The sequence below is a fragment of the Streptomyces sp. So13.3 genome (assembly GCF_005860785.2).
GTDB lineage: Bacteria > Actinomycetota > Actinomycetes > Streptomycetales > Streptomycetaceae > Actinacidiphila > Actinacidiphila fildesensis.
On the sequence record NZ_CP048835.1, the window covers coordinates 3445928 to 3458365 of the forward strand.

A 12438-nucleotide genomic window follows, 5' to 3' on the forward strand; every position below is an offset into this window, starting at 1 on the left:
GCTCAGACCCCCAAGTAGGCAGACTCAATCTCGATGGTGCGGTTCAGTAGCCCCGCTAGCAGCCCAGCCCGGGCCGCACGGAGGCGCGCAGCCTCCGCGCGGGTCGCCGCGACGACCTCGCTCATCGAGTCGAGCTCTGTCGCGATGCGCTCCTGGTCGGCGACGCTCGGCAGCCGCACTAGCATCTGGACCGCCCGTCTAGACCCGATGTGCTTGATGTTAGTTCCGCCAGCGACGTCACGGAATTGACCGGACTCGTACGCCCACAGGCACCAGTGCTTGACGAACGCCGGAATGCTGACGCCTTGGATGGCGCGATAGCGAAGCAGTGTGTTCTGGAAGCAGACCGGAGCGGAGATCTCGTCCCGCCACATGGCTGGCATTCCCACTGCGGTCTCGCTCGCGCTCCCCTCGGAGACGAGGACGTCCCCGTAGCGGAGCGCGAAAGTCTCGCGCTCGCTCGGGTTGAAGTCCATCTCAAGTACATCGGAAAGGTCGAGGGTTCCATAGCCGACATTGGCAGACCGTAGGTATGAAGTCATGTTCGGGCCGGTGGCACGTTGTGGTGAGCGCTGGCGCCCCATCGTGATGCTAAAAGCTTCGTCCGCGCGGACTTCATCGGCTGAACCGTCGGTCATCGAGTCGGCGCGGAGGCGGCGAAGCACGTCTCGAAGCGCACCCGCCTCCGTATCGAGTGCGGTGACCTGGGCATCCACTGCATCAAGCGTGTCGACGATCCGCGCTTGTACCTCGCGGGGTGGGATCGGAAGTTGGATCTGCAAGAGTTGCTCTGGGTTGAGGCGCTTGCGCCGTTGAACTGTCCCGCTCACTCGGTTCTTCATCTCTGCCCACAGTTGTGGTGAGCGGCAGACGTGCCTCATCCAGTCGGGCATCAGTTCTGGACCAAGCGTGAACGTCGGGAATTCGTTGCTGACGACGAATCCGTCGAACTCGACAGGTACTACGGTGATCGGTCCTTCCCACGCGGTCAGTTTCCGCATCACGACCTGGTCAACGTGCAGCACGTTCATTGCTGCGTACTCCGTATCTCCGCCGTCGAGTTCGCCTTTATCGATAACCCCCTTTCCTGCATTCAGGACCCCTGCCAGGCGATACGCAGTTGCAGGCTTCATCGGTGTGCGCTGGATGTCGAGGCGCATAACCTCCCCGAGCGGACGAAGCGGATAGCCCTCATTCATCGAAGCCCTCGATCCCTGCGGCGGAACGGCTACCTCGCGACGCAGAGGAGATTCCAGGTCACCGAGGGTGATCTGCTGCCAGTCATTCATCGAAGCCCTCGATCCCTGCGGCAGAGAGGACCGCGAGCATGTGCTGCTCGGTCTTTTGGCGCTCTGCCCGGGCGATGTTGTAGGCGTCGATGAGGGTGCCGAGGTCCTCCTGCTCGGCGGCGGCCTGCTTGATGTAGCGGCCGATGTTGAGGTCGTAACCGTTCGCCACGATCTCTGTGGTGGGGACAAACCGCGCAGAGAGGCCAGCCGCTCCGTCGCTGTCGGAATACGAGTGATAAGCGGTCACGACGTCGGTGATGTCTACGTCAGTGAGTACGTTGCGGTTCTTAGCTTTGGTGAACCGTGCGGAAGCGTCAATGAACAGCACGCCGTCCTTCCGCTCCGGAGTCTTGGTGCCGGGGGCGCGGAATACGAGGATGCAGGTCGGAATCGTCGTGCTGTAAAAGAGGTTCGCGGGCAGTCCGATCACGGCTTCCAGGAGGTCGTAGTCCAGGATGCGCTGGCGGATGGCTGCCTCCTGACCCACTCGGAAGAGGACGCCGTGCGGCAGGACGACGCCGACGCGGCCCGTCTTCGGATCCATGCTGGCGATCATGTGCTGCACGAATGCCCAGTCGGCCGACGACTGTGGGGCGACCCCTCCGATAGCGCGGGGGTCGTTGGTCCAGGGCCGCCACTTCAGGCTGTAGGGCGGATTGGCGACAATCACGTCGAATTGTTTGACGGACCCGTCAGGCTTCTTGAAGCGCGGGTCCTTCAAGGTGTCGCCGACCTCGACCTTGAACTCGGTCAGGTTGTGCATGAAGAGGTTCATGCGGGCCACACCTGCGGTATCCGTTACCGCCTCTTGCCCGTTCAGGCTGAGTGTGTACCCCCGCCCGCCGTGGGCCTTCAGAAGGTTCGCGGCGGCAATGAGCATGCCGCCTGACCCGCAGGTCGGGTCGTACACCGACTCATGGTTCTTGGGGCCCAGCAGTTCGATGATCAGCTCGACGACCTCGCGCGGCGTGAAGAACTGGCCGGCACGGGTACCGGACCCGTCCGAGAACCGCTTGAGCAGGTATTCGTACGCTCCACCGAGCACGTCGTGGGACATGTTGCCCTCGTGCATCTTCGGAGTGCGGTTCATCGCCCGCATGACCGACGCCAGCACCTCCCCCGGCAGCACCGCTTCGGAGGTCCAGGTCATGGACCCGAACAGACGGGAGAACTTGTCAGGATTGGCCGACTCGATGGCGTGGAGAGAAGCGCGAACCCGCTGGCCGAGGCCGTGCTGGGCGACGGTGGCGAGGATGGATGACCAAGAGGCACGGCTCTCGGCGACAGTACCAGGGAAGATGAACGGGATCTTGAACGTCTGGTAGTTGCTGTACTCGACCTCGTCGGCTTCCTCGGCTGATAGGTCGAGGCCCTCGTTCTCCTTGAGGAAGGTCTGGTGAGTGTGCTCCCAGGTATCCGACAGATACTTCCAGAACATCAATGGGAAGACGACCGAGGAGTACTGCGCTTCGGGCATCGCCACACGCAGCTCGTCGGCGGCGTCCCACAACCGGTTCTCGATCTCCTGCTGGGTCACTGCCATCAGGCGGGGGTGTCCTTGCTCGTCACAGGTGGCGACCCGAAGGTCGTGGTGTTCCTATCAGTCAGCCCAGCACGGGGATGCCGGCGCGCACCAGCGGACATGCCGCGATGTGGACATGTGCGGGGCGTGGCATCCCTCTGCGGACGACCCGCCAACGATATCCCTCCCCAGAACCACGAAATACGGCAATCGCGCCGCCCAATAGGCGACGCCCCGAGGGACTGATGGAGACGGCGCCACAGCGACGCCGTGGGCCTGACCGTCCGATGGCGCGGACGCGTCGGCGACCGCCCCTTATACGACGTCTGACGCCCCCACCCTCTAGTGGTCGACAGGCCACCCCTTCAATCGCCCGCCCGGCAGGTACATGACGCGGCCTCGATGCGCTCCTGGAGGACGGCGCTGTCTACACCCTCGCTTCTGGCGACTCGATCCCGGGACACGATCATGCTGCTCTCTGGGCTACAGGCCTGCCTCCGCACTCACTTGTCACCTCCACACTGACAGCTACCCGGCGCGGAACAGTTGCCATGAAGTCTTCACTGAGGTTCCCTGCGAGTATGCCGAGGCATCTGCTAGCCATTGAGCACACCAAGATCAGGAGGCTGCGCGAGCAGGCTGGTCTCACCCTGCAGGAGCTTGCTGATCTTGTGGGGGTCACGTACCGCGTGGTCGTGTACTGGGAGGAAGGCAGGTATGTGCCTGAAGCCAGGAACGTGCGGCGGCTCGCCGATGCTCTGGGCTGCGCCACCGCCGACCTCACGGGCACGCCCAGCGGGTCCGAGACGCTGGTTGACCTCCGCTATGCCGCTGGTCTCACCGCAGAAGAGATCGCCACCCGCCTTCGCGCGACTACCGTCGGCCGTGATCTGTTCGTGGACGCACATAAAGTCCGCAGCCTGGAGCGCGGCCGTCACGTGTCCGGCTGGAACTGGAGGGAGCCGGCGCACACGGGTCGGCTCGTGCAGCAGCTGGCGACCGTCTACGAAGTGCCGGTCCGCATGGTGATGGACGCCTGGATGCGTACACGGCCCGCTGATGATCCCCCGCGTCTGCCCGAGCGGGAGCGGCCCGGTCCGCCGGCGTCAGCGGTCGACGGCTGGGAGGCACTGAATGAACGGCAGAGGGTCTATCTGGGGGAAATCCTGCGCGACGACCAGATGACTGAAACGGAGATGTGGATGCGCCGACAGAACCAGGCCAGGGTTCCGCCGGCCAAGCAGTGGCGGAAGTTGCCGTTCGCTCTCGACGCACCCAGCGAAGTAGTCGGCCACACGCGCCTTCAACAGCGGCTGCGGAGCGCTGACGTCCACGATCAAGGGGCCGGGGCCACCCTCCACTCCCTAGAGCGGCTGGGACTGATCAGAGTGACCAAGGACCGCGTAGAGGTTCCGGGAATCGGCGAGGTGGACCGGACCCTCGTGGAGATTACGCGTCGCGGCCGTGCATGCGCCCGCGCCGGGCTGGGACAGCCCGCGGAGTCGGCGCCTCCCGCGCATCTGCTGTCTGAATGGTTGTGGGGCGTTCTGCTCCGTGTCGCCGGGGCCGGACCGGAAGGTCTCCACGAGAGCGAGCTGACGGGCAAGTCCCTGTTCTACTTGGCTGTCGGCTATCGGCCGAAGCGCCAGGCGCGTCCCAGCAGAGGCTTCATCGAACTACGTCCCCGGATGGCACCGGGCGATACACACGTCCTCGAATACCGGTGGCACACCACCGCTCTCGGGCAGCAGCACATTGCCTCCTACCTGCACGTCTACACGGAGATGTACCCAGCTGCGGCGCCTCCGCCTCAATGATCATTTAGGCGGTCCGAGGCCATTCCGGGAGCATTGTCAGACCCGTGCTCTACCGTCGTCTCCCGTGACGACCCATGTCGATGATGACGGCCTGATGTTCTCGCATTTCGAGGCGTTCCGCCTGATCAACTTCACCTTCATCAAAGCCTGTCAGACGATCACCACCCCGGACCTGAGCCCGAGGGACCGGGCCGAGAAGCTGATGCGGTACCACGGGATCTTGCTCGCCGCGTACGGCCCCGGCGTGCCGCTGTCGTTCGGCGAGTTCCGCCGAAGGCTGCGCGGCCCCATCGAGGGCCTGCTCCCGCCGTGGCTGGACCGGTCCGGCTTCGGCGATCTCGACTTTCCCGTTGTCGACGCCGAGGGCTGCGTCACCGGGAGCGCCTTCGATCTGCAGTGGGAGACCTCCCAGCTGCACCGGATTTTGAAGCGGCTTCGGCGGATCGGCCGGATGCGGTTCACCGAGGAGCAGCTTCAGGACGAGATCGATCAGGATCAGATGTACGAGATCCTCAAGGGCCGTGGTGACGCCCAGTACGTCAAGGACCGCACCACCCTGGTGGAATGCCCGGCCGGCACTCCTGCAGAGCTGAACAAGCGCGGCCTGCCTCTCAACGCGATCGGCTTCTACGAGCCGATCCCCTACCACGCCGTCTACCGCACCTGGTGGTTTCCCTGCACGGTGTGCGAGTGGCCCATGAAGATCAGCAAGCGGATGAGTGCGGGCCGCGAGTACTACCGGGTCGCCTGCCTGTACGGCCGTCACGCCGATACCGGTGCCAGCTTCATGTTCCGGCCCACGTCCGGAGACGCGCCGCAGCTGCATCCGGACAGTCCCGACACACCGGCTCCGCACGAGGCAGCGCTCGCCCTGGGCACCACCGGTGCCGTGCCGGAGGCGAAGCCGGTTGAGGGGCATCTGGCCCTCAAGCGGGGCGTGTGGCGCTACACCTGCGTGCCCGGCCTGCACGAGCTGCGTCTGCACGCCGTTCTGCGGGAGCGGCTGGCCGCCGCAATGGCAAATGTAAACGAGGCCGTCAGGCTCTGGCCGATGAGCGATGCCTACGACCATCGCATCGAGGTCAAGGGCCCTGACGGGAGCACGCACGTCTTCACAGTGGATGTGAAGGACTACACGCACGGCCGTGTCCTGGCCGAGAGCCTGCACCGCAACGAGGGCGACAAGGGCGGCGCCGAATGGCTCGTCGTTCCCGACCACCGGGCCGACCAGCTCCCCCTGCTGACTGTGACCTGCCACAAGTACGGAATGAAGGCCGCGACCATGACCGACTTCGCCAAGATGGTCTGCCGGAGCGCCGGGGTGGTGTGGACATGAGCCAGATGACTGTCAGGGACGCCTTCGTCCGAGCCGCGCTGGCCCTGGCCGCCCATTACTTCCCGCAGCAGGATGACGACGGCAAGCCGCTGGCCTCTTTCCGTCACGCGGCGTTCTTCGCCAGCTGCAAACCCCAGGCATGGGAGAGGTGGCATGAGCTGAGCAGTGAGGAACGACTGCTCGTGGCCGAGGTGATGAAGCTCAGCAACCCCGACCTCGCCGACGAGAAGCGGTTCGCCTCCGCCGCGCGGATCCTCTTGGGCGCCATGGACAGCGCCGACGAGGAGGACGAGGAAACCACCCTCCGGCTATTCACCCTGGCCGGTGATCCTCTCACCGCCACCGCGGCCTACCCCCTGTTGGGAGGGGATTACCTCGGCTACGCCAAGAGCCTTCTCGCGCCCTACCGGCGGCCGAGCAGCCGGCGCAAGCCCCACGAGTTCGCAGCGCCGGGCCAGACGTACGAGACGAGTGAACGCACCGAGGGAAACGAGATCGTCCACGGGCGCGTGACCATCCCCCGCTTTCCCGATTTCACTCAGCCCCTCGGCCACGACACGCTTCCCTCCATCACCACCCGGCCCAACGTCGGCACGGTCCCGGTCTACGTCCAAGATCTCAAGGACATCGCACAGCTCCTGGACACCCAATACGAGGACACAGAGGCTGGCCCTTGGTTGCACAAGGTGCTGACGGGCCTGCTCGACCGGGTCAAGGCCCGCGACACCGACACCGTCAACGTGCTGGACCTCCTGGCCGGCCGGACCCAGATCTTCCACGCGCCAACCGGAACCGGTAAGTCCGTGCTGGTCCGTCTCCTGGGCTCGTGGGCCGCGCTCAACGACTACCGCATCACCCTCCTCGTCCCTGATGTGAAGGCCACGCTCGCCTCCGTCTGGGACATCAGCCACGACCTCGAGATCCTGCACGAGGCGGGCAAGACCGAGCACCTGGCGACGTGCGCTCCGCTGATGTCGCCCTTTTCACGGCACGAGCGGGCCCTCAAGCACGCGGCCCTCGTCAAGGAGGACCCCGACGCCCCCGGGGAATGGGGCAAGCGAGGCCGCCGTGACGTCGACCACCTCGCCTATGGATGCGCACAGCAGCACTGGCTCGACTCCGCCGGCGTCTACCGCCCCGGCAAGGAGAACTGCCTGAGCCTGCGCGGCGGCGGAGAGACGCTGGCCTGCCCCTGGATCCCGACCTGCGGCAAATTCACCCCCGCTTACCAGGCCGCTGACGCCACGGTGATCGTCACCAACCACCACAACTTCATCCAGGGCACCATGCGGGTGGGCATCCAGATCGACGGCCGCCCGGTCCGGTCCGTCACCGTCCGCGAGTTCGTGCTCCGCGCCAGCGATCTCGTCATCATCGACGAGATCGACGCCTTCCAGGCCGTCGCCGTGGACCGCTGCGCCACCACGGTCGACCTGCACTCCCGGCGCCCGTGGACCGCAGAACCGCAGGTGATGGACACCGCCGCCAAGCACCTTCCTCTGCGCTTCGAGGACCAGCTCCTCGAACCGGTCAGCCACGTCCGGCTCATGGCCGAGTCCCTGCTAACCGGCCTGTGCACCAAGGCATTCCGCCTCAACCACCACGACGACGCCCGAGTCCCGCGGATGAGGCACGAATACGACTACGAGGGCTGGCGCCTGCCCCACTCCAAGGACCGCGAACTCATCAACCTCCTGTTCCCCGAATACCAGGTCAGCGACGGCCAGCCGCTTCCCGCCGAGGCCCTCCACCGACTCAACGCCCTGGTACCGGCACCCGACCTCGGCGAAGACGACGAGACAGCTCCTACACCCATGCTCTTGGACCCCGAGTGGGAACGAGTGAGCAGCGTCCTCGGAGCCGTCGTGTCCCCGCGCGGCATCAACCAGCGCGATGCGCTCAAACTCAGGCTCCACGAGGCCCTCGCCCCGATGCTCAGCGACGGCCGCACACGCAACCGGGCCATTGACCACCTCCTCATCCGCACGCTGATGAGCGAACTGGACGGGTCGCTCGCCGTTCTGCGCGACACCGCCCAGTCCCTGCGTCACTCCGGGCTGCTCACCGCCAACCGCATCATCGACTCGATGCGCTCCGGCGGCATCGCCGACGTACTTCCGCACGGAACAATCGGAAGGCCCATCAACGGCTACCGGGTCACCGGCATGAAGAACCCGGAGAAGGACGCCAAGCTCTCCACGCAGCACATGGCCGGCGACCCGCACACCTACGTGGCGGAACTCGGCGGACTCGTCTCACTGATCACCGCCGGCGTGGAGCGGCCCATCTTCGGGCTCTCCGCTACGGCCTACTTCCCCCAAGCAGTCAAGGAACATGTCCACGCCCCAGTGATGTGGTGGATGACCGATGCCCAGGAAGAATCCATCCTGGTCGAGTCCTCGGCCGTCACCTACGGCAACGGCCACCGAAAGTCCGGAGAACGCATCCCGATCGCCGGCCAGTTCCCCTCCGACAAGCCCGAAGCCCTGCGCGAAATCGGTGAACGCCTGTACGAGACAAAGCTGTCGAGGAAACTCACGCGCCTGGCCAAATCGGAATCGACCCGCACCCGCGCCCGCGTGATCCTCACCGCCAACAGCTACGAACAGTGCGGCCACATCGCCACCGGAATCGCCAAGGCGAAAGGGCTCTCCCACCGCGTGTGCGTCCTCGTCCGGGAAGAAGACCGCCTCAGCAATGTCCGCCACCTCCCCGACCCGTCACTGGTCCGCCGCATCACCGTCGAAGAGGTCGAGGAATTCCCCCAATTCGGCGACATCCTGATCGCCCCCCTGGCTAACATCGCCAGAGGACTCAACATCGTCGTCAATCTCCGCTCAGCCATCCACTCCATCTACCTGTGCGTGAGGCCCCCGCTGATCATCGACGATCCCACCTGGATGTACGGCAGTGTCAACGCCGCAGGCATCAACTCGTTGCCCGCGTCCGGTGCGTCCGATCCCGTCCAGGCTCTGCAGACGGCTCGCACTGCAGCACGCGATCACTTGGCCACCATTCTGCGTTCCTCTCCGCAGCTGTCGACCATGGACCTCGTCCTCCAGGAACAGATGGTCGCCGGAATGCTGGTGTCCCTCATCCAGCTCGCCGGCCGAGCCCGACGCGGCGGTACCAACATGGAACTGCACTTCGTGGACTACGCCTTCCACGACGAGACATGGAGCTCCGACCTGGCCAGCATCATCGAACGCATGGCCAGCCGATGGCTGCCGGAAGAACGCCGGCAGATGGCCGAACTATACGGCGAAGCGGTCAACGCCTTCCTGACCTACGCAGGCGTCGACCTCGCCCTCTCCGCATAGCCCAGCGCTTCTTCCCGAAAGAGATCACAGCATTGAGCGACACCACCGCGACTCTTCCGAGCACCCTCACCCTGCGCTGCACCCCCGAACTCGTCCAGGGCCAGAAGGTGTACGTACGGATCTTCCCACGCAGCGTGCGGGATGAATGGGAGAAGCTGAAAGGCGACGGCGACGGCGAGCAGAAAAGCCAGCAGCATCCGGACGAGAAGAAGAACCTGCCGTACTCAACCGCCCTGACCTACCTGAAGTTCAAGACCGGCGGGTACGTCCACCTCGACCGGTACCTCAACTTCCTGGTCTCTCTGGAGAAGATCGACGACGAGACCCTGCGCCACGTCTTCCGGTGCGTCATCGGCTACAGCAAGGGGCTGAACACCGACCAGGCCGTCCTCCTCGACGTACCGCCGGTGGCCGAAGCCATCGCGAAAACACCCGAGCAAGAGTTCGAGATGACGAAATTCCTCAAACCCCGGTCGGGCAGGCAGCCGAAGTGCCCCGACTGGATGTACATCGCCGTGCCCTGGGTGATCTCCAAGAAGCTCGCCAAGGAGAAGTTCACCATCTACGATCTCGTCCCGATCACGCAGAAGGTCGCCGACAAGGAGAAGGACGGCTCCCCCAAGCTCGACGCCAACGGTGAACAGGTCTACAAGAACCGCACGATCGGCTGGAAGGCCAACTCGAACAAAAGGGAAGTCACCTACGTCCCCGACAGCAGGGGCGGCCTCATCGCCTGGGACCGTCCCTTCGGACGCAAGTACAACCTCCGTGACGACGCAACCGAGGTCAACGAAGCCACCAAGGGCCAGTACGCGATGTCCCGGCTCTCGGTGGCCATGAAGACCGAGCCCAACATCGTCCACCCCGTAATCTTCCTGGACGCCCACGTCACCCGCGTCCAGAGCAACATGGTCTATGCCCGGTCCACGCACATCTACCAGGGCAACGACGATCTGCCGATTCTCCACACCGAACTAGTACGCAACGGCAGCGTCCGAGCAGTCAACCAGCGCGCCCTGGAATTGCTCGCACGCGACGAGATGGACCTCAGCGTCCTGCAAGCGCTGAACACGCGCGTCACCGAAGAGCGGGCCCTACTGGAGAAGGCCGCCGAAGAGAGGGCATTCCCCTCGTTCATCACCCCTGATCCCGGTGTCATCCGCCCGCTCATGCCGCAGAACGACAACTTCGCTGTCGGCACGGGACCCGGCACCCTCCACCTGCGGCTCCTGGCCGAACACGTCTCCAAGGTGCTGGGCGAGAAGGCCACCTGGGTCGACTTCACGGTGGAACCGATGACCTTCGAGCCGCGCCCCACGGACAAACAGAAGATGGTCCCGCAGGAGCGCGCAGCCCGCATCGAAGCCGGCGAACTCCTGCACAGCATCGGCTTCCCTCCGCCCGAAGAGGTCGCTGCCTCCGTGAAGGCCCAGGGTTTCGTGCACTTGCGGATCGTATGCCTGTGGTATCGCTGGAACACCCGCCTGCGCATGATCAACGCGCTGTCCCTGGCCTTCCCGGACAGCCCGCCCATCGGCGATCCGAAACCAGGCGAGGAGATCTTCCTCGCTCCCGGCATCAGCGTGGTGTTCCGGCAGGCCGAGCGCTTCCTGTCACACGGCGACGACATCAACAGGACCGTCGAGTTCAAACCCTTCGAAGACGACTTCGCCGACAGTGAGTCGCAGGTGATGGTTGGCGTCTGGTGTGAGACCGAGATCCCGGCCCTGAAGAAGAAGGACGGAGAGAAGCGACTCGCCTTCCTTCTGCGCAAGGAACGCTATGACGGGAAGTTCCAAGTCCGCCGCTTCCTGGCCAAGAAGAATTTCGTCTGCCAGTTCACCAAGGGGATGAAACCCGGATCCTTCGGCAACCCCGCAACAGAAATCAGTCCTCCGAAGCCGGGGAAAGACCACGCCGCTTACATGGCGCTCCTCGATTTGTACCGCTCACTCGGGATCATCGACCAGCGCCTCGCGCGGGCCATCGCGAAGGACAAGAAGAGTCACGAGGCCGGGAACCTCGTCTACTGCGGGATCCACGCCCGCCGGCAGGCCAAGACCGCCGACGGCAGGCACACCAAACGCATCATCGTTGTCACCGCCCTGTTCCCGCCGGAAGAGGAGGGCGGCGCCTGGACGATGCGCGCATGGACGCCCCACATCGGGGCCTGGGTGCCCTATCGGGAAGCAATCGCTGCCTTCCACGCCAATGACTACGCACTTCACGTCGACGGCAAGGGCGAGACGGACAAGGAACGCTGGGCAGAAGCTGCAGCACACGTCGAAGACGCCCTTTCCAGCCTCGTACGCGACGAGCTGGAACCCGGCATGGGCTACGTCGTCATGGTCGACGGGCACGCCTGCCGACGGATGTGGACGGGCCTGCACAACGAGAATCAGAGCTACCAGGAAGAGGACATCACCGATCCGCGTACCTGGCTGCCAGGGCACGGCAAGGGCAAAAACGCACCCCGCAAGAAGCCGAGCGCGGTCATCCGGATGAACGTCGCCCCCAACGAGGTGCCCCAGTACGTTCCCGTCCCACGCGAAAGCGATCCCGAAACCGAGAAGGAATCCATCCTGTTCGCATCGGCCAAACTACACCGCGCCGACGTCGACTTCGGAAATCCCTTCTGGATCCTGTTCAACGTCCCACGCAACTACCAGGCCAAGGGCGGAGACCTGGGCAAGACCATCACTCGCTGGGACGCCGACCCGGGCAAGGGCGGCGAGGACGGCGAGCGGGAGACAAACGAACTCAAGTCACCATGGTGGGCTGTCACGGCGACCGAGATCTACCCAGTTGGGGTGGCCGACGAGGTCGACCGGGCAATGCTCGCCCGGGCGACCGCCCGCTTGTGTCACCAGACCATCGCCTGGTCCGACCGCTCCCGCTACCCCGTCCCCTTGCACGCAGCCAAACAGCTCGACCTCGACCACCCCCAGTACCGGCGGTCGGCGCCGCCCGAGGAGCAGGGAGACGAAGCCGCCGACGAATAGCCGCGAAACACGCAGACCGCGATGCCGCGAAGGGCCGACCTGTCTTCCTGGCCGCTGACGTGGCGTTGAGCGGCCTGCCTTTCCGTCTGACACGAGCACAGGTGGGCCAGCCTCTGGCTCACCTGCGACTCACCGATGGGGAGCTAACCGCC

Annotated in this window: 6 protein-coding genes; 4 read left to right on the forward strand and 2 right to left on the reverse strand. The window is 64.8% G+C overall.

All coding sequences use genetic code 11. From position 1 onward, the window contains the following. Window positions 1–2: 2 nt before the first annotated feature. Together C8250_RS15660 and C8250_RS15665 are read right to left on the reverse strand one after the other, a co-directional pair. Complete coding sequence (locus tag C8250_RS15660) at window positions 3–1289, reverse strand: restriction endonuclease subunit S (RefSeq protein WP_239150466.1); 1287 nt, start codon at window positions 1287–1289, stop codon at window positions 3–5. Then, entirely contained in the window at window positions 1282–2832 is a 1551-nt protein-coding gene (locus tag C8250_RS15665) for a type I restriction-modification system subunit M (protein WP_138356376.1), read from the reverse strand. The genes C8250_RS15660 and C8250_RS15665 overlap by 8 nt, the downstream gene beginning before the upstream one ends. Before the next feature lie 560 nt (window positions 2833–3392). On the opposite strand from C8250_RS15665, the gene C8250_RS15670 reads away from it, so the two are divergent. The 4 genes from C8250_RS15670 to C8250_RS15685 all read left to right on the forward strand — a co-directional run bounded on the left by C8250_RS15670 (window position 3393) and on the right by C8250_RS15685 (window position 12286). Continuing rightward, a complete protein-coding gene (locus C8250_RS15670) occupies window positions 3393–4628 on the forward strand; it encodes a helix-turn-helix transcriptional regulator (RefSeq protein WP_164297184.1) in 1236 nt (411 codons plus the stop codon). 64 nt (window positions 4629–4692) lie between these two features. Continuing rightward, window positions 4693–5964, forward strand: a complete 1272-nt coding sequence (locus tag C8250_RS15675; RefSeq protein ID WP_138356374.1) for a hypothetical protein — start codon at window positions 4693–4695, stop codon at window positions 5962–5964. After that, window positions 5961–9284: a hypothetical protein gene (locus tag C8250_RS15680; protein ID WP_164297182.1), complete on the forward strand. Its 3324-nt coding sequence runs from the start codon at window positions 5961–5963 to the stop codon at window positions 9282–9284. The genes C8250_RS15675 and C8250_RS15680 overlap by 4 nt, the downstream gene beginning before the upstream one ends. A gap of 32 nt (window positions 9285–9316) precedes the next feature. After that, entirely contained in the window at window positions 9317–12286 is a 2970-nt protein-coding gene (locus C8250_RS15685; RefSeq protein ID WP_187144857.1) for an RNaseH domain-containing protein, read from the forward strand. The last annotated feature ends 152 nt before the right edge of the window (window positions 12287–12438 follow it).